This is a genomic window from Alsobacter metallidurans (assembly GCF_014636935.1).
In the GTDB taxonomy this organism is placed as follows: domain Bacteria; phylum Pseudomonadota; class Alphaproteobacteria; order Rhizobiales; family Beijerinckiaceae; genus Alsobacter; species Alsobacter metallidurans.
Genome location: NZ_BMES01000001.1, coordinates 1,238,565 through 1,263,699, shown reverse-complemented (window position 1 = coordinate 1,263,699; position 25,135 = coordinate 1,238,565). Strand labels below are relative to the sequence as shown.

23 protein-coding genes and 1 tRNA gene are annotated in these 25,135 nt (G+C 69.1%); 14 read left to right on the top strand and 10 right to left on the bottom strand.

What is annotated here, in order from left to right:
- Window positions 1-98: 98 nt before the first annotated feature.
- Window positions 99-173 (top strand) — tRNA-Gln (locus tag IEV99_RS05585).
- 144 nt (window positions 174-317) lie between these two features.
- Window positions 318-2,003, top strand: coding sequence for an FAD/NAD(P)-binding protein (locus IEV99_RS05580; RefSeq protein ID WP_188516697.1), 1,686 nt, complete (start codon window positions 318-320; stop codon window positions 2,001-2,003).
- A 7-nt stretch (window positions 2,004-2,010) separates the two neighbouring features.
- Here the strand turns inward: IEV99_RS05580 and IEV99_RS05575 are convergent, their stop codons facing one another.
- From IEV99_RS05575 to IEV99_RS05555, 5 genes are all read right to left on the bottom strand, one after another.
- Window positions 2,011-4,347 (bottom strand): glycoside hydrolase family 31 protein, encoded by a 2,337-nt coding sequence (locus IEV99_RS05575; RefSeq protein WP_188516696.1) that lies wholly within the window; start codon window positions 4,345-4,347, stop codon window positions 2,011-2,013.
- Entirely contained in the window at window positions 4,344-5,435 is a 1,092-nt protein-coding gene (locus IEV99_RS05570) for an ABC transporter ATP-binding protein (protein WP_188516695.1), read from the bottom strand. The genes IEV99_RS05575 and IEV99_RS05570 overlap by 4 nt, the downstream gene beginning before the upstream one ends.
- Window positions 5,435-6,487: a carbohydrate ABC transporter permease gene (locus IEV99_RS05565; protein WP_188516694.1), complete on the bottom strand. Its 1,053-nt coding sequence runs from the start codon at window positions 6,485-6,487 to the stop codon at window positions 5,435-5,437. Before IEV99_RS05565 ends, IEV99_RS05570 begins: the two co-directional genes overlap by 1 nt.
- Window positions 6,484-7,500 carry a carbohydrate ABC transporter permease gene (locus IEV99_RS05560; protein WP_188516693.1) on the bottom strand — a complete coding sequence of 339 codons (1,017 nt, stop codon included), beginning with the start codon at window positions 7,498-7,500 and terminating at the stop codon, window positions 6,484-6,486. Before IEV99_RS05560 ends, IEV99_RS05565 begins: the two co-directional genes overlap by 4 nt.
- A gap of 328 nt (window positions 7,501-7,828) precedes the next feature.
- A complete protein-coding gene (locus tag IEV99_RS05555; protein WP_188516692.1) occupies window positions 7,829-9,112 on the bottom strand; it encodes an ABC transporter substrate-binding protein in 1,284 nt (427 codons plus the stop codon).
- A 164-nt stretch (window positions 9,113-9,276) separates the two neighbouring features.
- Here IEV99_RS05555 and IEV99_RS05550 point away from each other — a divergent pair, with 164 nt between their 5' ends.
- On the top strand, window positions 9,277-10,290 hold the full coding sequence (locus IEV99_RS05550; RefSeq protein WP_244643580.1) for a LacI family DNA-binding transcriptional regulator: 1,014 nt from the start codon (window positions 9,277-9,279) through the stop codon (window positions 10,288-10,290).
- A 2-nt stretch (window positions 10,291-10,292) separates the two neighbouring features.
- Here IEV99_RS05550 and IEV99_RS05545 read toward each other — a convergent pair whose 3' ends face one another.
- Together IEV99_RS05545 and IEV99_RS05540 are read right to left on the bottom strand one after the other, a co-directional pair.
- On the bottom strand, window positions 10,293-11,474 hold the full coding sequence (locus tag IEV99_RS05545; protein ID WP_188516691.1) for an NnrS family protein: 1,182 nt from the start codon (window positions 11,472-11,474) through the stop codon (window positions 10,293-10,295).
- Window positions 11,475-11,526: 52 nt separating this feature from the next.
- A complete protein-coding gene (locus IEV99_RS05540; protein WP_188516690.1) occupies window positions 11,527-11,979 on the bottom strand; it encodes a pseudoazurin in 453 nt (150 codons plus the stop codon).
- A gap of 244 nt (window positions 11,980-12,223) precedes the next feature.
- Here IEV99_RS05540 and IEV99_RS05535 point away from each other — a divergent pair, with 244 nt between their 5' ends.
- Window positions 12,224-12,991 (top strand): Crp/Fnr family transcriptional regulator, encoded by a 768-nt coding sequence (locus tag IEV99_RS05535; protein WP_188516689.1) that lies wholly within the window; start codon window positions 12,224-12,226, stop codon window positions 12,989-12,991.
- Between the two features lie 22 nt (window positions 12,992-13,013).
- Here the strand turns inward: IEV99_RS05535 and IEV99_RS05530 are convergent, their stop codons facing one another.
- Both IEV99_RS05530 and IEV99_RS05525 read right to left on the bottom strand, forming a co-directional pair.
- Entirely contained in the window at window positions 13,014-13,238 is a 225-nt protein-coding gene (locus tag IEV99_RS05530; RefSeq protein WP_188516688.1) for a DUF1858 domain-containing protein, read from the bottom strand.
- Window positions 13,239-13,294: 56 nt separating this feature from the next.
- A complete protein-coding gene (locus tag IEV99_RS05525) occupies window positions 13,295-13,450 on the bottom strand; it encodes a hypothetical protein (RefSeq protein WP_188516687.1) in 156 nt (51 codons plus the stop codon).
- A gap of 183 nt (window positions 13,451-13,633) precedes the next feature.
- Here IEV99_RS05525 and IEV99_RS05520 point away from each other — a divergent pair, with 183 nt between their 5' ends.
- From IEV99_RS05520 to IEV99_RS05485, 8 genes are all read left to right on the top strand, one after another.
- Window positions 13,634-14,086 (top strand): c-type cytochrome, encoded by a 453-nt coding sequence (locus IEV99_RS05520; RefSeq protein ID WP_188516686.1) that lies wholly within the window; start codon window positions 13,634-13,636, stop codon window positions 14,084-14,086.
- A gap of 49 nt (window positions 14,087-14,135) precedes the next feature.
- Complete coding sequence (locus tag IEV99_RS05515) at window positions 14,136-15,527, top strand: cbb3-type cytochrome c oxidase subunit I (RefSeq protein WP_188516685.1); 1,392 nt, start codon at window positions 14,136-14,138, stop codon at window positions 15,525-15,527.
- A 65-nt stretch (window positions 15,528-15,592) separates the two neighbouring features.
- The gene (locus tag IEV99_RS05510; protein ID WP_188516684.1) at window positions 15,593-16,399 is read left to right on the top strand and encodes a CbbQ/NirQ/NorQ/GpvN family protein; all 807 of its coding nucleotides are present in this window, start codon (window positions 15,593-15,595) and stop codon (window positions 16,397-16,399) included.
- 14 nt (window positions 16,400-16,413) lie between these two features.
- Window positions 16,414-18,330 (top strand): nitric oxide reductase activation protein NorD, encoded by a 1,917-nt coding sequence (locus tag IEV99_RS05505; protein WP_188516683.1) that lies wholly within the window; start codon window positions 16,414-16,416, stop codon window positions 18,328-18,330.
- A 119-nt stretch (window positions 18,331-18,449) separates the two neighbouring features.
- The gene (nirK, locus tag IEV99_RS05500; protein ID WP_188517665.1) at window positions 18,450-19,577 is read left to right on the top strand and encodes a copper-containing nitrite reductase; all 1,128 of its coding nucleotides are present in this window, start codon (window positions 18,450-18,452) and stop codon (window positions 19,575-19,577) included.
- A gap of 54 nt (window positions 19,578-19,631) precedes the next feature.
- Window positions 19,632-20,513, top strand: coding sequence for a formylglycine-generating enzyme family protein (locus tag IEV99_RS05495; RefSeq protein ID WP_188516682.1), 882 nt, complete (start codon window positions 19,632-19,634; stop codon window positions 20,511-20,513).
- Window positions 20,514-20,594: 81 nt separating this feature from the next.
- On the top strand, window positions 20,595-20,945 hold the full coding sequence (locus IEV99_RS05490) for a DUF6665 family protein (protein WP_188516681.1): 351 nt from the start codon (window positions 20,595-20,597) through the stop codon (window positions 20,943-20,945).
- A gap of 197 nt (window positions 20,946-21,142) precedes the next feature.
- Window positions 21,143-22,309 (top strand): MFS transporter, encoded by a 1,167-nt coding sequence (locus tag IEV99_RS05485; protein ID WP_188517664.1) that lies wholly within the window; start codon window positions 21,143-21,145, stop codon window positions 22,307-22,309.
- A 27-nt stretch (window positions 22,310-22,336) separates the two neighbouring features.
- Here IEV99_RS05485 and IEV99_RS05480 read toward each other — a convergent pair whose 3' ends face one another.
- Window positions 22,337-22,570: a hypothetical protein gene (locus tag IEV99_RS05480; RefSeq protein ID WP_188516680.1), complete on the bottom strand. Its 234-nt coding sequence runs from the start codon at window positions 22,568-22,570 to the stop codon at window positions 22,337-22,339.
- Window positions 22,571-22,729: 159 nt separating this feature from the next.
- On the opposite strand from IEV99_RS05480, the gene IEV99_RS05475 reads away from it, so the two are divergent.
- Both IEV99_RS05475 and IEV99_RS05470 read left to right on the top strand, forming a co-directional pair.
- A complete protein-coding gene (locus tag IEV99_RS05475) occupies window positions 22,730-24,004 on the top strand; it encodes an App1 family protein phosphatidate phosphatase (RefSeq protein WP_188516679.1) in 1,275 nt (424 codons plus the stop codon).
- A 127-nt stretch (window positions 24,005-24,131) separates the two neighbouring features.
- Window positions 24,132-25,112: a ketopantoate reductase family protein gene (locus tag IEV99_RS05470; protein ID WP_188516678.1), complete on the top strand. Its 981-nt coding sequence runs from the start codon at window positions 24,132-24,134 to the stop codon at window positions 25,110-25,112.
- Window positions 25,113-25,135: the final 23 nt, after the last annotated feature.

Below are 25,135 nucleotides of genomic sequence, written 5' to 3'. Positions count from 1 at the left end.
CAACTCGCCGCGCCTCAACGGCGCCAAAACCGCCCCTCCCCCCGTTGCGCGCCATGGCGCCTCCCACTATGGTCCGCCGCGCCGGACGATGAGTCTGATGGGGCGTCGCCAAGCGGTAAGGCAGTGGATTTTGATTCCACCATGCGGAGGTTCGAATCCTCCCGCCCCAGCCAGAGCTTCAAAGCTCTTTCCTGGTCGCCGATCGGTTCGCGGCGCTTTTCGTTGCGCTGCGCCGGCCCAAATGGCCGCACCCCAGGCTTGGAACCAAGCTTCAGCGCCGTTGTTTCAGCGTGGTTCGGGGCCGGGTGGAGCGTTGCGTGCGAACTGTCGTGATCATCGGTACAGGGCCAACGGCGATCTACACGCTCCGCAGCCTCGTGCGGCAGCCGCGGCCGTTGACCCTGCTGCTGCTCGAGGCGGGGCCGCAGGCGGGCGTTGGGACGCCCTATGATCCGCGGCGCAACACGGTCGAGATGCTCGCCAACATCGCCAGCGTCGAGCTGCCGCCCGTGGTCGAGACGCTGCTGGCGTTCATGAGGCGGCGCCCCGACGACACCCTTTCGGCGTGGGGGCTGGATCGCGGCCGCCTCGGGGAGCGGGATTTCTACCCCCGCGTGGCGCTCGGCGCCTATTTTGCCGAGCAGCTTGCGCTGCTGCGGGACGAGGCGCTTGCCGCGGGCCATGATCTGCGCGTCCACACGAATACCCGGGTGAAGGACGTCGTTCCGATCGAGACCTCGATCCGGATCGTCGCGGAGCGAGACGGCGCGCCCTGGAGCTGCGCCTGCGACAAGCTCGTGATCGCAACGGGCCATCTCAGCGTCGAATACCCGCACAAGGCGCTGACGACGCTCGACGACGACGTCAAGAACGTCGCAATCCTGGGGTCGTCGCTGTCCGCGATCGACCTCGCAACCGCAATGGCGAGCCAACGCGGCCTGTTCGCGGGCGCGCGCTACCAGGCTTTCCCGGAAGCGCCGCCGCTGCGCATCACCATGATGTCGCGTGGCGGCCGGCTTCCCGAGGCGGACTTCTTCTGCCCGCTGCCGACCACGCCGGCGGATGGCTTTGCAGAGGCCGATGTCCTGAGGCTTGTGGACGCAAGCCCGCCCGGGCGGGTGCTGGACGCCGTTTTCGCCGCCTTCGCGGACATGCTGGCGGCCAGCGATCCGGATTATGCGGAAGGCATCGGATTGGCCGGCCTGGACGCTGACAGCTTCGCGGACGCCTATTTCGCTGAGCGCGACGGAGCCGACCCCTTCGCGTGGGCGCGGCGCAATCTCGAAGAGGTCCGCCGAAACGCGAAGACACAGCACGTCATCGCGTGGCGCTATGCAATCCTGCGCAGCCACGAAGCCTTTGCGGCGTGCGTTCCGGCGCTCGACGAAGACGAGATGCGCCGCTTCGACATGGGGCTGAAGCGCGTGTTCGTGGACAACTACGCGGCCGTGCCGCCGCGATCGGTGGAACGGCTGCTGGCCTTGCGGGAGGCGGGCGTGCTCCATCTGGAGAAGCTCGATCCGGAATACCGAGTGGAGCGCGAGGCGCAGGGCGGCCGCGTGATCTCGGGCGGCGGCGCTGCGGCGTTCGACTGCATCTTCGACGCCACGGGCCAGGAAGCCGCGCCGGACGAGGCGTTTCCGTTCCCGACGCTTCGAGCGCTGTTGTTCGCCAATCGCGACCTCGGCGACGATCCCGGCGGGCGCGCCATCCGGGTCGACGAGACGTTCCGGCTCGTGGACGGCCCGAACTCCATGCGCAACGTCTGGTGCTGCAGCCTGCCGTTCCTGCTGGACGAGCGACCGTTCATCCAGGGTTTGACGAGTTGCGCTGCCATCGGCCAGGAGACAGCCGAAGCCATCCTCGATGACTTCCGGGTGGGGCCGGAGCCGGTCGACGTCACTCTGGGCGAGCTGATCGCGCAGGTCGCCGAAACGAGCCCGGTGCTGATGACCGACGGGCTCGTGCTGCTGGCCCCCGCGCCGCAGCCCGCCAAGGCTTGAGCGCGGCTCAGGCCGTCAGCCGAACCGGGCCTCGCTGCTCAAACGCCGGCATGGGGCCGCCGACGCAGCGCACCCGGATCTCGCGCCAGGCGGGCTCATAACGACCTTCGGCCGTCGCAGACAGGCGGCCATCCCGCAACAGCAGTTGGGTTACCCTCCCGGCCCCTTCGCGCCAGCCGGCCGTTTCGCCGTCGTCGTCATAGAGGTTCGCCTCGGCGGCCGAGGGCGCGCCAAAGATCGCCAGTTCGCGGACGCGATCCTGCGCGGGGTCCAGGCGCTCGCCTGGCTGCGCCAGCGGGAGCATGGCCCCGGCGCGCACGAAAAGCGGCGCACGGCCGAGCGGGGCGTCCACGGTCGCGACCGTCCCGCCCGGGTGGTGCGAGCCGTCGTGAAACGCGTACCACCCGCCCGGATGGTGGGGCAGCCGCACCGAGCGGGTTTGGGCGCCCTCCTCCAGCACGGGCGCAACCAGGAGATCCGGGCCGAGCATGAAGGCGTCCTCGGTGGCGATGGCGCCGGGATCCTGCGGAAAATCGTAAAAGAGCGGGCGCACGGCCGGATCGTCCGCGAGCGCGGCGCGCCACATGCGCGCGTACAGGTAGGGCGCGAGCCGGTAGCGCAGGCGGATGGCCTCGCGGATGGGCGCGATCACGCCCGGGTGCATCCACGGCAGCGTCGTCACCCCATCCGTGTTCCAGGAGTTCATGACGAAGCGGGGCCAGAAGGAGCAGAACTCGACGAAGCGGCACAGGAGCTCCGGGCCGGGGCTGGGGCCGTGGAAGCCGCCGACGTCGTGGCCGATGTCGAAGAGGCCGGACAGGCTCATGTTGAGCCCCTGCGTGAGATTGAAGCGCAGGGTCTTCCAGGCGGTCTCGTTGTCGCCGGACCAGGTCTGGCCGTAGCGGCCGATGCCGGCCGCGCCGCCGCGCGTGATCGCGTAGGGGCGCTTCGCCGGCGCATGCGCCACCTGGGCGTCGCGCGACAGCTTGGTCATCAGCAGCGCCTGGGCAGGGCGCGCCAGCGTCTGCGCGAAGGGCCGGCCGTCGCCATGCGCGACCGCGTCCTCGTCCCAGATCTCGTATTCGTTGTTGTCGTTCCACACCGTCACGACGCCCTTGCGGAGCAGCGCGTCGTTGATGCCCGCCCGCCACCAGGCGCGGCCGTTCGGGTGGGTGAAATCGAGATGAAAGCCGAGCCCGTCCCAAAACTGCGCCACAGCGGGCTCGCGCGTTTCTCCATCTAGCACCAGCCCTCCCCCGTCGCGCAGCTCGGCGAGGCGCGGATGGTCCTCCAGCAGGCAGGGCTTGAGGTTGGTGACCGGATGCATGCCGGCGTCGGCGAGGCTCTTCAGCGTCGCCTCGGGATCCGGGAACTTGTCCCTGTTCCAATGGAACGCGTAGCGACGGCCGTCGATCATCGTGTAGCCGGAGCCGAAGTGGAAGCTGTCGCACGGGATGCGGTGCTCGGCGCATTTGGCGACGTAATCGGCGATTCGCGCATGCGCGTCGGGCGCGTCCGCGATCGCCATTGAGGTGGTGGCGAAGCCCAGCGTCCAGAGCGGTCCGAAGGCGTGGCCGCCCGTGAGGCGCGAGAAGGCCTGCACGACGTCCGGCACGCCCGGCCCGGCGAACACATAGGCGTCGAGGTCGCCGTCGTCGGCCCGGTAGGAGCGAAACAGCCCGTGGTAGTTGTCCAGCGTCGCGCCGAGGTCCACCTCGGCGGTCGCGAGGTTGTCGTAGTACACGCCATGCGCGCCTGTCGGACCGGCCACGATCACGAATGGGATCATCTTGTAGAGCGGATCGCTCAGCTCTGCGTCGAAGCCGCAGGGGTCGACGGCGTCGATGCGGAAGCGCCGGCCGGTGCGGTCCAGCGGACCGGCCTTGTCGCCGAGACCATAGTGCCGGTCGTGCTCCTGGCGCTCAGTGTGATGCACGAAGGCGTGCGTCTTGCGCGACACGAAATAGGCCTGGGTGCGGCGGTCCTGCAGAAACGGCGCGCTCTCGCCGGCGCGGAACCAGGCGACGCCGAAGGGCTCGAGCGTGACCTCGGCGCGCAGCCGCTCGCCCGCGAGCGTCACCACGCCGTCCCGCTCGGTCACGGTGGCGGTTGGGCAGGAAAAGCCCGCCAGATCGTCGCGCGGACGGCCCTCGTAGGGCGTGTCCTCGCCGTCCGGCGCGACCGTCCAGCCGCGGTCGAGGCGGTAGCCGCCATCGCGGCGCATCAGCACGCGGCCGAGATCCGGCTCCAGCAGCGCGATGCGGATCTCAACGCCGTAGTCGAGCGCGAACACGGCGGAAACGCCGTCGCGCCCGGCGAAGCGGGCGCGCGTCAGGGCTTTCATGCAGGGCTCCGTGGGGCGAGGCCGAGGGGCCGGGCGCGCCCGGCCGCATCGAACACGTGCAGCCGCGCGCGATCGAACCGCACCGGCAGGATATCGCCGCGCCCGACGCCGACCTGGCCATCGAGGCGGATGGTGAGCTTGAGATCGGCCTGTCCGGACGCGTACAGGAAGGTTTCGCCGCCCAGTTGCTCGACGAGGTCCACCGCCACGGTGGCGTCGGCCTCGGGCGCGGCGCACAGCCCGACGTGCTCGGGGCGGACGCCGAGCGTGACGGCCTCGCCGGCGAGCTGGGCGCCGGGCGTGACGCCCGCAAGGGCGCGCCCGGCGAGCGTGAGCGCGCCCACAGCGTCCACGCCGGCGGGCAGCAGGTTCATGCGCGGCGAGCCGATGAAGCCGGCCACGAACAGGTTGGCGGGCTCGTTGTAGAGATCGAGCGGCCGCCCGACCTGCTCGATGCGCCCGCCATTCAGCACCACGATGCGGTCGGCGAGCGTCATGGCTTCGACCTGGTCGTGGGTGACGTAGATCATCGTGCCGCCGATCTCGGCATGCAGCGCGGCCAGCTCCTTGCGGGTGGCGACGCGCAGTTCGGCGTCCAGATTGGACAGCGGTTCATCGAACAGGAAGATCTTGGGATCGCGCACGATGGCGCGGCCGATGGCGACGCGCTGGCGCTGGCCGCCCGAGAGCGCGCCGGGCTTGCGGGCCAGATAATCGGTGAGCCGCAGCATCGCGGCCGCGCGGCGCACGCGGGCGTCGATCTCCGGCTTGGCGACGCCCATGTTCTCCAGCGCGAAGGCCATGTTGTCGTAGACGCTCATGTGCGGGTAGAGCGCGTAGGACTGGAACACCATCGCGAGGCCGCGATCCGACGCGGGGACGCGGGTGACGTCCTGCCCGTCGATGGTCACGGCCCCGCCCGTCACGGTCTCGAGCCCTGCGATGACGCGCAGCAGCGTGGACTTGCCGCAGCCGGAAGGCCCGACGAACACCACGAACTCGCCGTCCGCGATGGATAGGTCGACGCCCTTGAGCACCGCGACGGGGCCGTAGTCCTTGCGGATGGCTCTGAGTTCGAGGCCGGCCATCACTTCATTCCCGTGTTGGCGATGCCGGTGGTGATGAACCGCTGCAGGAACGCGAACACGATCGCGACCGGAGCCAGCGTCACCACCGTCATGGCGAGCAGGTAGTGCCATTGCGTCTGCAGCTCACCCTGGAAAGCGTTCAGCGCGATCTGCAGGGTGTGGACCTCGCTCTTGGTGAGCACCGCCAGCGGCCACAGGAAGTCGTTCCAGCGCCACATGATCGAGAAGATGGCGAGCACCGCCAAGGCGGGCAGCGACAGCGGCATGACGATGCGGGCGTAGATGCGCCACTCGGAGGCCTTGTCCATGCGGGCCGCCTCGATGAGGTCGCGCGGGATGGTGAGCATATACTGGCGCAGGAGGAACACGCCCGTGGGCGTCGCCGCGCCGGGCAGGATCACGGCCCAGAGCGAGTTCACGAGCCCCATCTCGGTGACGACCAGATAGACCGGCACCAGGATGATGGTGATCGGGATCATCAGCGTGCCGATCACCCCCAGCATCGCCAGGCTCTTGCCCTTGAACTCGTAGACCGAGAGCGCGTAGGCGGCCATGGAGTTGATCACCAGCGTGATCAGGGTCGCCACCACGGTGACGAACAGCGAGTTGCCGAGGAATCGGAGGAAGTCGAACTTGGCCAGGGGCTCAATGTAGTTCTCGAATGCGAAGGCGACTTCCCGCACGGGCGTGCGCTTGTCGACCGGGACCCTGACCGTCGCCGCCGGGCTCGCGGGATCCACCATCTGGGCGATGATGCCGACGCGACGGACCTGCGCGAGCTGGCGCACGGTTCCATCCTCCATCGGGACGGAGAAAAGCGGCAGCGGCTGCGGGTAGCCTTCGACGCGCACCTCCTTCTGGGCGACGGGGGCGAGCGTCGGCGGGAATTCCAGCAGGGCGGCGGGCGTCTTGAACGAGGACAGCACGAGCCACAGCACTGGGCCGAACATCAGCACCACGGCGACGGCCAGGAATGCGTAGGACACCCAATCGGTCCAATGCAGCCGGCCGACGCCGCGGCGGGCGGTAAAGAGGCGCGCGATCCCGGTCATGCGGCTTTCCTGCGCGTGAAGTAGAGCTGCAGCAGCGTGAGCCCGAACAGCACCAGGCCGAGCAGCACGGAGGCGGCGGCCGCAAGGCCGAAGTTCTGCACCTGGTTGGCGAAGGCCGTCGTGTAGATGTACTGCACGATCATCATGGTGGCGGTGCCGGGGCCACCGCCCGTGAGCACGAAGACCTCGTCGAAGACCTGCACGGAGCGGATCAGCACCAGCACAAGCACGACCAGCAGGTTGGGCCAGAGCAGCGGCAGGGTGATGCGCACCAGCGTGCGCCAGGGCCGCGTGCCGTCCATCTCGGCGGCCTCGTAGATGTCGCGCGGAATGGCCTGGAGGCCGGCCAGCAGGATCAGCGTGTAGAAGCCCATATGGGCCCACACAGACACGAATACCGACCAGAACATGGCCCAGCCCGGATCCACGAAGAACAGGATCTTCTCGCCTCCCGCCGTGGTGAGCACGGCGTTGAGCAGCCCGTCACGCTGCAGGATCCATTTCCAGATCAGCGCCACCACGACGGGCGAGAGCAGCACCGGAAAGAAGAACACCGCGCGAAAGAAGCCGCGCCCGCGAATGGGCCGGTTCAGCACCAGCGCGGCGGCCAGCGAGAACAGCACCATGGCGATCATCTGGAAGATCGTGAACTTCAGCGTGTTGGCCACGCCGCGCCAGAAGTGGTCCTCGCGGCAGGTCGCGGGCTCCAGATAGGAGCCGCAGTCCAAGAGGTAGGCGTATTGCTGGCCGCCCACATAGGGCCGCTGCGACGGAAACAGCGCCGTACCGCCCGTGACCGAGAACACGATGTTGATGCCGATGGGCAAAAACACGAAGACGCCAAAAAACAGCGCGTTCGGGAGCAGGAACACGTAGGGCATCCGCCCCACCCCGACGAGGCGCTGCACCGCCCGCATCGGCGGATCGAAGAGCCGCACCAGCGCAAGGCCCAGCCGCTCGAAGGGAGCGAAGCGGGCGCGTACGGGCGCGGCGGATGGGGCGGGGCTGGTCATCGGTTCAGGGCTTCGATGTTGCCGATTGCGGTGCGCGGCCGGGCGGGTGGTCCCTGCGTTGCGGTGGTTCGCCGTCATCCCCGGCGACCTGCGAAGCAGGTCGGGAAGGGGATCCAGGCGGCCTGCGGCTCGTCTCGACGTCTGGATCCCCTTCCCGGCGCTTCGCGCCGCCGGCGATGACGGAGGGTGGGCCCGGCGTTGCTGTTTTCCTCGTCGTCATTGCGAGCCGGAGGCGAAGCAATCCAGTCTCTATGCCCGGCTTTCAGGGCTGGATTGCTTCGCTGCGCTCGCAATGACGGGAGGGTGGGCCCGGCGTTTCAGCGCAGAGTCACTGCTTCTTGGCGCGCTCGGCGATCTGCTGGGCGACGTCGCTTTCGATGCGCTTGTAGGCTTCGTCCAGCGTCGTCTCGCCTGAGACCGCCTGGCCGATGCGGCTGATGGCGGCGTTGAAGACGATGCGGCTGTTGGTCCAGCCCTGGATCTTGTAGGCGGCCGGATCGATGGCCGCGACGGCCTCGCCGAAGACCTTGAGGGCGGCGGCGGCCTGCGGCTTGGCGCTCGGATAGGCGACACCCTTCTTGGCGACCGAGAGGTTGCCGGGGACGAACAGCGTGCGCGAGTAGAACTCGCTCACCACCTCGTCGCTGGCGAGCCATTCCAGAAGGCGCGCGACCTCGGCCGGGTTCTTGGTGGCCTTGATGCCGACGAGGCCTGCGCCGCCCGGCATGCCGGAGCAGTTGGCCGGGCCGCAGGGGGTCGGGACCGCGACCCAGTCGAAAGCGTCGCCGACCGTCTTGTCGAACTGGGCGATCTGCCAGGAGCCCGACACGTACATGACGACCTGGGCGTTCTTGAACTCCTCGTTCGCGCCGCGATAAGCCGCGCCCGAGACGGAGCCCCAGAGCTCCTTCGACATGACGCCCGACTTGTGCCAGTCGACGATGAGCTGCGCGGCGCGCTTGAATCCCTCGTCCACCACGGCGGGTTCGCCCTTGGCGTCCACCACCTTGGCGCCCTGCGACACCGCGAGGCCGAAGAAGCGGTGGCCGGAGCGGTCCAGCGCCAGCGGGAACGGCGCCTTCACCTTGTCGGCCACGGTCTTGAGGGCCTTGGCCCACTCCTCCCAAGTCGCCTTGGGGCCGGGCATTGGGACGCCGGCCTGCTCGAACAGGGTCTTGTTCACGAAGGGGCCCGTGACGGTGAGCTGCGTCATGTAGCCCGGGATCGCGGTGGTGTTACCGGGGACGCGCATCCACTCCAGGAAGGGGCCGTAGTTCTTCTCGAAGGTCGCGGCGTCCTTAAGGTGCGGGCGCAGGTCGAGCAGGAAAGGCGCCAGGCCGCCCATGTCGGTGATGCGGGCGATGTCGGGGCCCTGCCCGGAGGCAAGCTGCACCGGAAGCGTCTCGGTGATCGCCTTGAAGGGCGCGTTGTCGAGAACGACCTTGATGTCCTTGTTCTTGTCCTCGAAGCGCTTGAGCAGGTCGGCCATGACCTCGCCCTCATTGCCGTCCGAGTACCACATCATGCGCAGCGTGGTCTGGGCCTGCGCGACCGTGGAGCCGAGCAGCGACAGCGCCAGGGCGCAGCCGAGCGCCCACATTGTTTTCGTCATGGCGTTCTCCTCCCTGGAACCGTCCGGGCTTGGCGCGCCGGTTGCGGATCATCCGCGCGGGATCGCGCTTTCTGGCGTGGGATCCCGGCTTTAATGTTGAGTTTGGCAAACGTTTGCCTAAACTGTCAATGGGCCTTCTCGATCCGCGATGGTAGGGCTTGGGCGTGAGCAGAATCGAGCCGGACAGACGTTTGGGAGCGCGCGCGTCTCTGGCGGACATCGCCGCCGAAGCGGGCGTCTCCGTGTCCACCGTGTCGCGGATCGCCAACGGCGCGCTGGACCGCGCCTCGCCGGCGACCGTCGAGAAGGTGCAGCGGCTGATCGCCGAGCGCGGCTTCCGGCCCAACCCGGTGGGCCGCAGCCTGCGCGGCGGCGAGAGCCAGCTTGTCGCCATGCTGGCGCCCAACCTCGACAACCCCGCGATGGCGGCCATCGCGGCCTCCACGGAGGCTGCGCTGCGCGACGCCGGCACGGTGATGATCCTGTGCGACACGCATGACCGTCCGGACCTGCAGGACGAATACCTGCGCGCCATGCGGTCGCGCTTCGTGGAAGGCTTCGTGGTGGTGAGCGCGGTGGCGAGCCCGGAGCTGGAGGCGGCGGTGGGGCGTGGCGACCCCATCGTATTCGTGAACCGGCGCAGCCCCTATGGGGGGCTCGCCTTCGTGGGCATCGACAACCGCAAGGCCGGGGCGGATGCGGCGGATCACCTGCTGGCGCGCGGCGTGCGGCGGCCGGCCGCGATCCACCCGGCGGAGCTGTCCTCGACAATCCGGGACCGGGTGGAGGGCTTCGTGGAGCGCTTCGAGGCGCAGGCGCCGGGCGTGCGGGTGCGGGTCGTCGCGGGCGCGGGCGCCAACCACCTCGACGCAGGCTACGCGGCCGCGGGCGCGCTGGGTCCGTCGGAAGAGTGGCCGGACGGCGTGCTGTGCCCGAGCGACCTCATGGCCTACGGGCTCTACCGGGCCGCGCTGGAGCGGGGCGTCCGCGTGCCGGGCGATTGCGAGCCGGTGGGGATCGACGACAACGCGCTGAACGCCTGGATCGCGCCGTGGCTGAGTTCCGTGCGGGTGCCCTACCCCGCTTTCGGACCCCGCATCGTGGAGTGCCTGCGCAGCCTGCGCCAGGGCGAGCCGGCGGGCGAGATCCTGCTGCCGCACGCGCTCGTGCGGCGCTAAGGTCAGGCCCGCAGGCGCGGGCCTGTGAACACCTTCCAGTACGCGACCGCGAAGCCGCCGAAGGCCGCCACCCAGCACAGCCAGGCGGCGTGGAGCAGGACCATCGCGGCGGCCGGGTGCGTCGCCGCGCAGATGCGCCCCAGCGCGGCCGTGAACAGCAGCGCGTAGACGGCCTGCACGGGCCGGGACGCCACCAGCGAGCGCCCGGTGTGGCCGAGGCTGGCGCGCGACATGATCGCGAGCGTCATCAGGCCGACCGCCCCGACCGTCCAGGCGTGGATCCCGGCCGAGGCGGGCAACAGCCCGAAGGCGGCCGCCGCGGCGAGCAGGAACCCCAGCGGCACGAAGCCGTAGGCGACGTGGAGCACGAACACGAGGCGGTCGCGCCAGGTGCGCTCGCCGGCCCACCGGGCGAGACGGACCGCCTGCAGCGCGCCCGCAATCGCCATGGCGCCGCCGGTGAGATGAGCGTTCGGGGCGGCGACCCAGGCGGCGAGCGCCACCGCAGAGGCCGCGATCGCGGCGGCGTCGAAGCGGCCGAAGGGCGCGGGCAGGCGGCCGGGATTAAGCCGCGCCAGCCAGTTGCGGGTGAAGCTCGGCACGACGCGTCCACCCACCAGAGTGATAAGCAGGATGGCGGCCGCCAGGCCGGCGCGCAGGCCGTAGTCGGCCGCGCCGTCGCGGATCGCCTCGACGTGGAACACGACATTGCCGGCGAACAGCAGCGCGACGATCACGATGACGCGCAGATTTCGCCAGTTCCTGCCCGCCGCCACCTCGCGGGTCGCGGCGGCGGCGACGAGCGCGAGAAACAACAGGTCCACCACGGCCGCGAACACCGGCGAAGTCCAGGCCGAGGTCGAAACTGCGACGCGGCCGGCGGCCCAGACCAGCACGAGCATCGCCAGCGCGCGGCCCTGCAGCGGCAGGCGGCCGGTCCAGTTGGGGATGGCGGTGAGGAGAAATCCGGTGATCACCGCCGGCAGGAAGCCGTAAATCATCTCGTGCGCGTGCCAGTCGCGCGGCGCGAAGGCGGTCGGGATCGTGATCTCGCCGAAATAAGCGGGCAGCCAGGCCAGGATGGCGGCGGCCGCAAAGAGCGAGCCGAACAGAAAGAACGGCCGGAAGCCGTAGGACAGCAGGTCCGGCCCGACATGGGGCCGCAGGCGGGGGATGGGGGACATGGCGCGATCCTCGGGAGGGGAGCCGGACCCGTTCCGGCTCCCGCGGCGGGCCTCAGTTGCCGGCCGTCTTGCTTGTGGCGAGCTTGTCGAACAGGGCCGCGAAGGTGGTCTTGGCCTTGCCGGGATGGCTCACGGCCTTGGCCTGGTCGAGGTTGGTTGGCTGACCGACCACCACCATCGCGACCATGCCCATCCCGTAATGCGGCTTGCAGCGCAGGCCGTAGACGCCAGGCTTGTCGAAGGTCGCGACCGCGTCCTCGCCCATCTTGCCCGCGATGCCGGCTGCGCCTTCGGGCAGCATGCCGTCGATTGTCTCGGCGTTATGGCCCTTGTCGGTCGCGACGAACTTCACGGTGTCGCCGGGCTGGATCTGCACGATGGCGGGTTCAAAGACCATGACGCCGGCCGCGCCCTTGTTCAGCATCTTGACTTCCACCTCGGCGGCCGAGGCTGCTGCCCCAAATGCGCCGAGCAAAACGGCGGCGAGCAAAACGGCATTGCGCATGATTGAACTCCTGTGAGCGGGGGCCTCGGAAGAGGCTCACACCCTCATAGGACGACGCAGGCGCAGGCTATTTGTCGAACCGCAAACAAGAATGCGGTCCGTATCCGACCGGATAGCGCCGTGCTTCACGCGCGGACTACCTTGCACCTGGGAGTTGCACGCGGTTTAGCGCGTTGGAAAAACCGGGTCGAGCCCTGCGCAGATCGAGGCGCCGACCACGCCCTCCGTTGGAAGGACTTTGCCGATGGGCGCCCTCGACCGTTCGCTGATCGCCGACATGCCGAATTTCGCCGCGCTGGGCCCCGACGAAATCGATTTCGTGCTCTCGCACGCCAAGTCGGTCCGTTATCCAAAGGGAGCGGTGGTGTTCGAGCAGGGCGCAGGGGCGGAAAACTTCTTTGTGCTCCTGCACGGCAACCTTCAGGTGGCCAAGCTGACGCCGGCCGGCCAGCAGGTCGTGATCCGCTATGTGGTTCCGGGCGACCTGTTCGGCATCGCGGTGCAGATGGGCCGCCCGCACTACCCCGCGACCGCGACGGCGGTGGTGGACAGCGTCGCGCTGGTCTGGCCGGCTGCAAGCTGGGCGCCGCTGCTGGCGCGCTGCCCGGCGCTCGCCGCCGGCGCCTTGCAGACGGTCGGCTCGCGGCTGGACGACGCGCATGTGCGGGTGGTCGAGATGTCCACCGAGGAGGTCGAGCGCCGAGTCGCGCATACGCTTCTGCGGCTGGTGAAGCAGTCCGGCCGCAAGGTTGAGGAAGGCATCCAGATCAGCTTCCCGATCACCCGCGAGGACGTCGCCCAGATGACCGGCACGACTCTGCATTCGGTTAGCCGCATCCTGAGCGCCTGGGAGGCGCAGGGTCTCGTCGAGGGTGGCCGCCAGCGGATCGTCGTCCGCGATCCGCACCGCCTCTTCGGCCTCGCTGAAGGCAGGGTCGCGGCCGCAACCGCACAGCGCAACCCTCCCCTCGACGGAGAGGGTCGACGGGCGAAGCCCGGCGGGGTGGTGTGAGGCCGGGGACGCGCGTGCGAGGTTACGCCGGATTGGCCTCGGCCGCCGCCTGCGGAGCCGTTTTCAGCAAAGCGGCCATGAAGGCCTCCGGGTCGCTGTGGTGTTCGCGGCAGGCGTCGTCGATCGTGTGAAAGCAGCCGATCGGGCAGCCCACACACAGGAAGCCGAAGTCCAGGAAGACCCGGATGGCGGCCGGCCAGCGACGCATGACGTCGTCGACCAGCAGGTCGCGTGTGATCGTCGGCATGGAGTGACTCCTCGGGTTGTCGGGCCGCGGGCCCGGACGGGTCCGGCGCGGACCGCTCACTGCGTCAGGTAAAGCGCCGCCGCGATCGCCACTGAGGCGAGCACCGCCGTGGCCGCGCCGGTTGTCCGCAACACCCCCATGCGCCTGAGCGCGATCGCGAAAACGATGATGATGGGCGTGGTCACGGCCAGGCCCAGCTGTGCGTCGGTCATGATCCTCTCCAGGTTCGGTCGCAGGCATCATGAGCTGGCGGGCGGCGTCGCTCTTTGCGCCCGCACAACTTGCCGGAGGATCGTCCGCGAGCTTGTTGGGGCGCAAAGAAGCCCCTGACCGGGTCTCTAGGGTGCGGCGCATCGTGGCTCTGGCCGCGCCCACCCTCCGGAAAGGCTCCCCTGATGGCTGAACGCCTCACCACCTCGGCGGCTCGAAACGTCTTCTATGGCGGCTCGGCCTTCTTCTTCGCGATCTTCGTCGGCCTCACGGCCCACAGCCACTACTTCATCGCCACCCAGTCCACGGACGCCAAGACGCTGTCGGACGGCGTCGCGCGCGGCAAGCATGTCTGGGAAAAAAACTCCTGCATCAACTGCCACACCATCCTGGGCGAAGGAGCCTACTTCGCGCCCGAGGTCGGCAATGTCTGGAACCGCTGGGGCGGCGACAAGGACCCGGCCGGCGCCCGCGAGATGGTGAAGGCCTGGATGCAGTCCCAGCCATCCGGAACGCCGGGCCGGCGGCAGATGCCGCAATTCAACCTGACCGATCAGGAGTTGAACGACCTCGCCGACTTCCTCGAGTGGACGAGCCGCATCAACACGCAGAACTGGCCGCCGAACACCTCGGGCTGATCCGCGCCGCCGCTCCTCACCCCGCCCTTTCCCAAGACGAGACTTCGCCATGCCAACGCAATCCGCCGTGCTGTCCGCCCCCGGGGGGCTCGGACCCAGATACGAAACCCAGAGGGTCGCCCTCCTCTACTTCTATGGCGCGCTCGGCCTCTTTGTCGCGCAGGTGACGTTTGGCCTCGTCGCCGGCCTCATCTACGTGCTGCCGAACACGCTGTCGGTGCTGCTGCCCTTCAACATCGTCCGGATGATCCACACCAACGCGCTGATCGTCTGGCTGTTGATGGGCTTCATGGGCTGCACCTACTACCTGCTGCCTGAGGAAACCGAGACGGAGCTCTACTCCACCAGGATCGCCAAGGTGCAGTTCTGGCTTTTCCTGGGCGCGGCCGCCATTGCGGTGGTGGGCTACCTGTTCCGCTTCCACGAAGGCCGCGAGTTTCTGGAGCAGCCCTTCCCGATCAAGGTCGGGATCGTCGTCGTGGCGCTGATGTTCCTGTTCAACGTCACCATGACGGCGCTCAAGGGCCGCAAGACCACGGTGGTCAACATCCTGCTGTTCGGCCTGTGGGGCGTCGCGATCTTCTTTCTGTTCGCGTTCTACAACCCGCCGAACCTGGCGCTCGACAAGATGTACTGGTGGTATGTCGTGCATCTGTGGGTCGAGGGGGTGTGGGAGCTGATCATGGCTTCCGTGCTGGCGTTTTTGATGATCAAGCTCAACGGCATCGACCGCGAGGTGGTCGAAAAGTGGCTCTACCTGATCATCGGACTGGCGCTGTTCTCGGGCATTCTCGGTACCGGCCACCACTACTACTGGATCGGCGCGCCCGGTTATTGGCAGTGGATCGGCTCGCTGTTCTCGACGCTCGAGATCGCGCCGTTCTTCACGATGATCCTGTTCACAGTGCAGATGACCCGCAAGGCCGGCCGGCACCATCCCAACCGGGCGGCGCTGCTGTGGTCGATCGGTTGCTCCGTCATGGCGTTCTTCGGCGCCGGCATCTGGGGCTTCCTCCACACCCTCGCGCCCGTGAACTACTACACGCACGGCACGCAGCTCACGGCCGCGCATGGGCACCTCGCCTTCTTCGGCGCCTATGTGATGCTGAACCTCGCCATGATGGCCTACGCGTTTCCGGCGCTCAACGGACGCGGCGTCTACAACCAGCGGCTCAGCGTCGCAAGCTTCTGGCTGATGTGCGGCGGCATGGCGGTGATGACGCTGGCCCTGACGGCGGCCGGGTTCATTCAGGTCTACCTTCAGCGCATCCTCGGCCAGACCTACATGGAGGTCCAGGACGGGCTCGCGGTCTACTACTGGATCCGCCTCGGCTGCGGCGTCGCCGTAGTGGCGGCCGCGCTGATGTTCGCGTGGTCGGTGCTGGTTCCTGGCCGCACCCGCAGCGCTGAACCCGTCAGCGCGCTCCAGCCCGCCGAATGACGCGCCCGGCCGGTCCGGCGCGCCGGGCCGGCTCCCCTTTCCTGAACGCACCTACGAGGTTCCCGATGAACATCGCCGCTTTCCCCCGGCCCCTCGCCGACATTCCCGCCTACGCGCCGGCCCGCAACGAGGTCGCGCTGTTCGAACACGCCTGGTCGCGCCGGTTGCCGCTGTTGCTGAAGGGCCCCACCGGCTGCGGCAAAACCCGCTTCGTCGCCCACATGGCGGCGCGGCTCGGCCTGCCGCTGCACACCGTGTCGTGCCACGACGACCTCACGGCCGCAGACCTCACCGGCCGTTACCTGCTGAAGGGCGGCGACACCATTTGGGCGGACGGGCCGCTCACCCGCGCGGTGCGGGAGGGTGGGATCTGCTATCTCGACGAGGTGGTGGAAGCCCGCAAGGACGTGGCCGTGGTGCTGCATCCGCTCACCGACGATCGCCGCGTGCTGCCGCTGGAGCGCACCGGCGAGGAACTGGCCGCGCCCGACGCGTTCATGCTCGTGGTCTCCTACAACCCCGGCTACCAGAGCCTGCTCAAGGCGTTGAAGCCATCGACGCGCCAGCGCTTCGTCGCAATCACGTTCGACTTCCTGCCGCCCGAGCAGGAGCTGGCCGTGGTGGCGGCCGAAAGCGGCCTTCCGGAAGGCGCGGTGCGGCCCCTGATCCAGCTCGCGACGCGGCTTCGGGCGCTGAAGGGACACGATCTCGAAGAGGGCGTGTCGACGCGCCTCGTCGTGTACTGCGCCACCCTGATCGCGGCCGGCATGGAAGCGCGCGAGGCCATCCTGGCCACCATGATCGAGCCCCTCACGGACGAGCCGGACGTCAAGGCGGCCCTCGTCGAGGTTGCGCGCGCCGTCGCGGGCTGAACGGAGATCCCCCGATGTTCGAGTTCCTGGAACTGGAAGAAACCGTCGGCAAGGCGTGGCATCGCCTGGTCGGAGGGGCCGCCACCTATCCGCGCCATCCCGCTCACGCGGTCGCGCTGGCGGATCTGAGCGGACCGCTCGCCGTGATGTTCCGCGGCCTGGGCGGCGAGCCCGGCGTGCAGCTCGCCGGCACGGCGGCGCGAAAGTCGCCCCATCGGCTTGGATGGCGCCAGCGCATCGGGGTTGGCGAGGAGCGGCTCGAACAACCCGGGCGCGACCCCGCGACGCTGTTTCTGCCCGAGCGGATCGCGCTGTTTCCCGACGCGACGCTGAACCGGGCGTTGTATCTTTGGCTCGCGGCCTGGTTCTCGATCGTTCCGGTGGAGACTATCGCCGACGTCGATCCGTTGCGGCGGGACCTCGCCATCCTGCGCCGTGCGCGGCGAACCACGCTCGCGACACTGTCGGCGTTTCCGGGCCTCGTTCGCGACCATGCGCAGCTTTGCCAGGCCGTCGCGGCCGCCCGGCCGGTGCGGCCCATGCCGCCGCTGGAGCGCGAGGTGGAGGGCATCATCCTCGCCGCGCTGGGCGCGAGGGAACCGCCGCCCGGAGCGCTGTGGGACACCGTCGTGCATGACGCACCCCTGCCTGCCGCCGCGCCTGCGGGCTACCAGCCTTTCTTGCCGTGCCCTCTCTGGGGCGACGCCTGGCTGCGAACCGAGGCCGCCTCCCGCGGGGAGGCCGAGGAGGTTGCGGCCCTGCCCTCCTCCGTCCCGCAGGATACGCGCAAGCGCTTCGCCGTGCGCGAAGGCTCGGCGCAGGAGCGCGGCGAGCGCGACCCGCTGATCCTGAACAGGTTCGAAAAGATCCTCGCCATGGCGGAAATGATCAACGTCGACCGCCCGTCGGACGACGACGAGGACGAGGACGCCGACAAGGCGGCCGACGACCTCGAGGAACTCACCGTGGGGCAACGCACCGGCAAGCCGGCCAGCAAACTCAAATTCGACCTCGACCTGCCGCCCGAGGCCGTTGACGCCACGCCGCTGACGGCCGAGCTGACCTATCCGGAGTGGGACTGGCGCAAACGCGCCTATCTGCCCAGCCATTGCCGCGTGCTCGCGGCGCCGGCCTCCGAGGAGGGCGAGACCTGGGAGCCGGACCAAGACGGGCTGCGGCTGATCCGGCGCGTGCGGCGCCAGTTCGAGGCGCTGCGGCCGCGGCGCGAGATCCTGCGCGGTCAGCAGGACGGGGCGGAGCTCGACCTTGACGCCCTGGTGCGGGCCCGCTGCGACATTGCGGCCGGGAATGCGGGCAATGACCGCGTCCACCTGCAGAGCCGCGCGCAGGCGCACGACATCGCGGTGACGCTGCTGGTGGACGTGTCGCTCTCCACGGACGCCTGGGTGAACGAGCGCCGCGTACTGGACGTGGAAAAGCAGGCCGCGCTGGTGCTTGCGCACGGGCTCGCGGCGTGCGGAGACAGCCATTCCATCCTGAGCTTCACGTCGCGCCGGCGTTCATGGGTGAGGGTCGAGACCGTGAAAGGCTTCGACGAGCCGCTCTCGCAGGCGGTGGAACGGCGGATCGGGGCGCTGCGGCCGGGCTACTACACGCGCATCGGCGCCGCCGTGCGGCATGCCGCGGCGCAGCTCGCCGGGCGCCCCAACCTGCGCAAGCTCCTGCTCGTGCTGACGGACGGCAAGCCCAACGACGTCGACCACTATGAGGGGCGCTTCGGGATCGAGGACACGCGCAAGGCCGTCGGCGAGGCGCGGCGCATGGGGCTGGGCGTGTTCGGGGTGACGATCGACGCCAATGCGCAATCTTACTTCCCCACCCTGTTCGGGCAGGGCGGCTACGCGATCGTGGGCGACATCGCGCGCCTGCCGGCCGCCTTGCCGGGCCTCTACAGGCAGGCGACGCGCTGAAGGCGCGCGTCTTGTACTTTCCGGCGCAACCGTCGAAGTGTTTGCGGCTCAGCAAAGAAGACATGCGGCCGGGGGAGCATTCTCCATCTCGTGATCAAGAGATCCTGATGGAGAACGCCATGTTCACCCGCCGCACCATGATGGCAGCCGCCGCCCTCGCCACTCTCGTCGCCGCCGTTCCGGCGCTCGCCGACGACCTCGCCAAGCTTCCGCGGGAGCAGGTCGAGCTGGTGGCCCCGCCCTTCATCCACGCCCATGAGCAGGCGACCAAGGCCGGCCCCAAGGTGCTGCAGTTCAAGATGACCATTCAGGAGAAGGAACTGGTCATCGACAACGAGGGCACGAAGATCCACGCCATGACGTTCAACGGCTCGGTTCCGGGCCCGCTGATGGTCGCGCACCAGGGCGACTACGTGGAGCTGACGCTGATCAACCCCGACACCAACATGATGGCCCACAACATCGACTTCCACTCCGCCACGGGCGGGCTGGGCGGTGGCGAGCTCACCATGGTGAACCCCGGCGAGCAGGTGGTGCTGCGCTGGAAGGCCGACCGCGCCGGCGTGTTCGTGTATCACTGCGCGCCAGGCGGCTCGATGATCCCCTGGCACGTCACCTCGGGCATGAACGGCGCCGTGATGGTGCTGCCGCGCGAGGGCCTGAAGGACGACACGGGCAAGCCCCTGCATTACGACAAGGCCTTCTACATTGGCGAGCAGGATTTCTACGTCCCGCGTGACGAGAACGGCAAGTTCAAGTCCTACGAAAGCGCCGGCGACGCCTATCCGGACCAGGCCGAGGTCATGCGCAAGCTCATCCCGAGCCACGAGGTGTTCAACGGCAAGGTCGGCTCGCTGACCGGCAAGAACGCCCTGACGGCCAAGGTTGGCGAACAGGTGCTGCTGGTGCACAGCCAGGCCAACCGCGACACGCGCCCGCACCTGATCGGCGGCCATGGCGACTTTGTGTGGGAGACGGGCAAGTTCGCCAACCGGCCCGAGAAGGACCTGGAAACCTGGTTCATCCGCGGCGGATCTGCCGGCGCCGCGCTCTATACCTTCAAGCAGCCGGGCATCTACGCCTATGTGAACCACAACCTCATCGAGGCCGTGGAGCTCGGCGCCACCGCGCATTTCAAGGTCGAGGGGACCTGGAACGACGACCTGATGAAGCAGGTCAGCCCTCCGAGCCCGATCCTGAGCGGCGCCAAGACGGGCGCGCTGGACGCCCCGGCCCACAAGCACTGATCGCGAGCCGCCGGCTCGTCCAAGCGACGAGCCGGCGCACGGGAGGCCGTCGCCATGCTGCTCATCCTCAAAGCCAAGCTGGCCGCCAAGGCGGCGCTGGTCGTCGCTCCGCTCGCGGTTGCGGCTGCCGGCTACGGTCTTCCCGCCATTCCGGCCGACCAGGTGGCGGTGACGACGATTGCGCCCGGCGCGTTCCTGCACCGCTTGGCGGGCGACTTCGCGCTGAACGGCCGCCCGGTGAACGCGCCCCGCCGCGCGTTTCGCTTCACGCGTCCGCTCACGATCATGACCTACCAGGTGAGCGCCGCCGCCTATGACGCCTGCGTGGCGGCCGGAGCCTGCGAGCGGCGGCTGTTTCGCGCGGCGGCTTCGGCGGAGGCTCCCGCCGTGGGGGTGAACTGGCACGACGCTACCGCATATGCGACGTGGTTCTCGTCCCGCACCGGCGCGCGCTGGCGGCTGCCGACCGACGCCGAGTGGGCCTTCGCGGCCGGCGCCCGCTTCAATGACGACGCCGTACTGGCGGACGATGGCTCGGACTCCTTCTCCAAGCGCTGGCTCGCCAAGTACGAGCAGGAATCCAGCCGCCAAGCCCCGGCCGACAAGGCGCCCCGTCCGGCCGGCGCGTTCGGTTTCAACGAGCATGGGGTCGCGGACATTGCCGGCAACGTGTGGGAGTGGACCGACACCTGCTTCCTGCGCCAGGCGCTGGACGCTTCCGGCGAGCCGACCGGCGAGCGCACGGTCAATTGCGGCGTGCGGGTCGTGGAAGGCGAGCACCGTAGCTACGTGACCGACTTCGTGCGCGACGCCCGTGCGGGCGGCTGCGCGGTGGGCGTGCCGCCGGCCAATCTCGGATTCCGGCTGGTGCGCGACGACGCGGGGTATCTCGGCGCCGCTGTGGCGCGGGCGCGCTTCCACATGCGGTGGATCTGACGCTTTCCGCACGGCGGGGTGGCGAACGCCGAGCGATGGCCCATATGGGCGGGATCGCATCACGTTTCCCACTGAGCCTCCATGACGTTCCGCCCGCCCCAGAGCCTTTCCGCCGGCCATCGCGCCGAAACCGGCGTTGATGTGCTCCACTTTGAGATCGCCCAGCAAAAGGCCGAGACGCTGGGTGCGCTCGGCGGGCAGGTCGAGGCCGCGCTCGCGCGGCTCAAGGCTCTGGATGCGACCGGGACTCCTGAACCGGTTCGACGCTCGGCGTTGCTCGACGAGGCCGCAGACCGGGTCTGGTCGCTGATGATCCAGCGGGAACTTTGCGGATTGCGGCACTGGGAAGCGGTGGTGAAGGCCTACGGCATCCCTCGCGAAGTGCTGAACCGCATGGGCCGTTCCAAGACCCCGGACCCGGCGGCGCGCTGAGTTCTTCCATCATCGCTGCTTGGCCGGCCCCGCGCGGACTGCGCGCCAAAGCAACAACGCAAGCGTCCCCTGCTGGGCGACGGCTTTCGCATTGTGACAGGGCGCCCTAACAGTAACGCCCCCCGGCCCGCGGATGTGGGCGCAAGCGAGTCGACGCCGTGACCATCGCCAGCCCGACCCTGTCCCACCGCGCCGTGATGCCGGTTCTCGTGGCGCTCAGCGTGACGCATCTGCTGAACGACACGATCCAGTCGCTGATCCCGGCCGTGTACCCGGTGATCAAGAACGCCTACAACCTCGATTTCGGCCAGATTGGCCTGATCACGCTGACCTTCCAGGTCGCGGCGTCGCTGTTTCAGCCGCTGGTCGGCTACTACACCGACCGCCGATCGATGCCGTACTCGATGGTGGTCGGCATGACGTTCTCGCTGGTCGGGCTCCTGGGCCTCGCCTATGCGTCGAGCTTCGGCCACCTGCTGGTCGCGGCAGGCTGCGTCGGCATCGGGTCGTCGATTTTTCACCCCGAGGCGACCCGGATGGCGCGCAACGCTTCGGGCGGGCAGCAGGGACTTGCGCAGGGCATCTTCCAGGTGGGCGGGCAGACCGGCAGCGCGATCGGGCCGCTGCTCGCGGCCTACATCATCGTGCCCAAGGGCCAGACCAGCCTCGCCTGGTTCTCGGTGCTGGCGTTGCTCGCCATCATGATGATGGTCTGGATCGTGCAGCGGCAGGCGCGCGATCTCGCGGCCGCCCCGGCCGGCGGCAAGGCGCGCATGGCGGTGGACAAGCCGCGCCACACCCGGGCTCGGATCATCGGCGCGATGGCGATCCTGGTGGTCCTGCTGTTTTCCAAGAACGCCTACACGTCGAGCTTCGCGTCGTTCTACACGTTCTACCTGATCGAGCGCTTCGGCGTGTCCGTGCAGGCCTCGCAGCTGATGCTGTTCGTGTTTCTCGCCTCTGCGGCCGTGGGCGCCTTGGCGGGCGGCATCATCGGCGACCGGATCGGCCGGCATCGGGTGATCTGGTTCTCAATCCTGGGGGCGCTGCCCTTTGCGCTCGCCCTGCCCTACGTGAACCTTTTCTGGACCGGCGTGCTCACGGTGGTCATTAACCTGATCATGTCGAGCGCCTTCGCGAGCATCATGATCTACGCCATGGACCTCGTGCCGGGGCGCATCGGGCTCATCGGCGGGCTGTTTTACGGACTCAGCTTCGGCATGGGCGGCATCGCGGCCGCGTTGCTGGGCGAAGCGGCCGACCATGTCGGCATCGACACGGTGTACCGGCTCTGCTCGTTCCTGCCGGCCTTCGGCCTGCTGGCGTGGTTCCTGCCGAAATCCGAACCGGCGCGTCCCCGCTAGGGGTCGCCGGCTCGGGAGATCTGCGCGTCAGGACGACGAGCGAACCCGGCGATACTTCTTGCGCGGGCGCGGCTTGGTCTGGTCGATCACGCCGCCCGGAGCCGCCACCACCGCGCCGGCGCCGGCGCCCACAACGGCGCCGACCGGTCCGCCCACCACGGCGCCGCCGACCGCGCCGACCGCCGTGCCGGTAGCTTGCTGTCGTGTGGCGCAGGCCGTGAGGCTGAGGGCCGCGGCGGAGATGATGATCAAGGCGCGCATTGCTGGAACTCCAATGAGAGATGCAGCCCAACGCCGAATGACGACTTCTGTTCACCTCCCTTGATGTCTTGCGCAATCCTGGTCCGCCGCCGGCGCTGGAACCCGCGTCGCGGCCGGGCGGTTGACCTCCCGACGAGGGATCGGACCGGGGAAGCGCTCATGGCGAAAACGGAGACCGCCGGATGGCGACGCGGGCTCCTGCGCCTTTTGTCCCTCGCGGCCCGTCCGGTGCGCGTGGCGCGGTGGAAAGGCGGCGTCGTGCTGCAGCCCTACCGCGGCTATGGCTCGGCCAGCGAAATCTTTCTGATCGGCCGCGTATTCCTGCAGAAGCACCCCGGCGAGGGCGGCGGCGGAGTCGCGGACGACCTGCGCAACATCTCGCGACGGATTGCCCGGAAGGCTTTGCGCGGTGCGCGGGTGCGCGCCCGCTTCTACGGGGCCGAGCAGACGGTGGAGACCGACCCGGACGGCTATTTCCGATTTCACCTCACCCTGCCACAGCCGCCGCCCTCCGACGCGTGCTGGCATGAGGTGGCGCTGGATCTGGAAGGCGACCAGCCGGTGCGCGCCAAGGGCGAGGTGTTCATTCCGCCTGCCGACAGCCGGCTGGTGGTGATCAGCGACATTGACGACACGGTGGTGAAGACCGGCGTCGCCAACGTGTTCAAAATGCTGTGGCGCCTCTTCGTGGCGGACGCCGAAAGCCGCGTCGCCTTTCCGGGGGTGGCGGCGCTGTATCGCGGGCTGCACCACGGCGCGTCCGGGCGTGAGCGCAACCCGATGCTCTACGTCTCGCGCGCGCCGTGGGGAACCTACGAAGTGCTGGCGGAGATCTTCCAGCGACACGGCATCCCGGTCGGCCCCATCCTGTTTTTGCGCGAGTGGGGGCTTTCCTGGCGACGGCCCTGGCCGCGCGCAGCCAAGGACCACAAGAAGCTCCTGATCACCAACATGCTGGCGCTTTATTCCGACCTTCCCTTTGTGCTGATCGGCGACAGCGGCCAGCATGACCCGGAGATCTACGGCGGCATCGTTCAGGAGCACCCCGGGCGGGTGTTGGCCGTGTACATCCGCGACGTCACGCGCTCCAGGGAGCGCCTCGCCGAGATCGAGACGCTGGCGGCCGCGGTGGCGAAAGCCGGCAGTGCGCTGCTGCTCGCGGCCGACAGCGCCGCAATCGCCGAGCACGCGCGCAAGCTCGGATGTTTGTCGGACGACGCCGTCCGCGCCGTGCGCGACGAAGCGGAAAGCGGCGGCGGCAAGCGCCGCGCGCCCGTCGATGTGCTGACGCGGCCCACCCCGGGAGCCACCGCGAAGGCGGTCGGGGCCGGCGAGTTGCAGACGCTGATCGGCGATACGAAAAACAAGCCCGACGGGAACGTGCTGGTGGAGCCCGGCCCGGCCGCCGCGAAGGGCTCCGACGCGCACGCGTGAGCCCGGGAGCCATGCGCGCCGCGCTGGCGACAGTGAGCGACGGCCGCGCTAATCATCGCGGCGTCACGCACGGTGCGCCGCCATGGGTCGGCGCGCTCTGCCCAGCCCAATCAGGAGGCGGCGCTCGATGAAGGTTTGCGTGTTCGGAGCCGGCGCGGTCGGCAGCCACATTGCCGCGAAGCTGCTGCGGGCCGGCGCGGCCGAAACCTCGCTTGTGGCGCGCGGCGCGCACCTGGATGCGATGCGGCGCAACGGGCTGACCTATGTCGGCGAAACCGAGCGCTTCACCGTCCCGGTCCCGCAGTGCACCAACGATCCCGGGACGCTGCCGCAGCAGGACCTCGTCCTGGTGACGCTGAAGGCCGTGTCCCTGCCCCAATCTGCCGACGCGATCGGCCGGCTCATCGCGCCGGGGGGCGCGGCCGTGTTCCTGTTGAACGGGATCCCGTGGTGGTGGCGTTACGGCCTCGACGCCAAGCCGGCGACGCTGCCCTTGCTGGACCCCGAAGGCCGGCTCTGGTCGGACGTGCGGCCCGAGCGAGCGCTCGGCGGCGTCATTTATTCGCCCAACGAGATCACCGAGCCTGGCGTCGTGTCCAACAGCACGCGCAGCCACTTTGTGCTTGGCGCGCCGGACAATGGCGACAGCCCCGCGCTGGCGAGCGCGCTGCGTGTGTTCGAACAGGCCGGCCTCACGGCCAAGCGAAGCGCAGACATCCGGCGCGACGTCTGGCTCAAACTGCTCCTGAACGCGCCCGGCAATCCGCTCTCGGCGCTGACCCGCCTGACCGCGGGCGAACGGGGCGCGGACGAGGGCCTGTTCGAGGTCGGCAAGGCGCTCGTGCGCGAGGTGCTGGCGGTCGCGAAGGCGACCGGCTGGGATCTCGGCGACGACGTGGACGTGGAAGGCATCGTGCGGCCCAAGGGCACGCTCGGCGGCGGCCGCCCCTCGATGCTGCAGGACATCCTGGCGGGTCGGCCCACCGAGGTGGCCGCCCTTCTGGAGCAGCCAGCCGCGTTTGGCGTGGAGCATGGGATCGCGACCCCGGTGATGGACGTCGTGGCCCCGCTCGTGCGCGGGCTGGACCGGGCGGTCCGCAAGCGCTGAGGCGAAACGGCGGCCGTGATGGC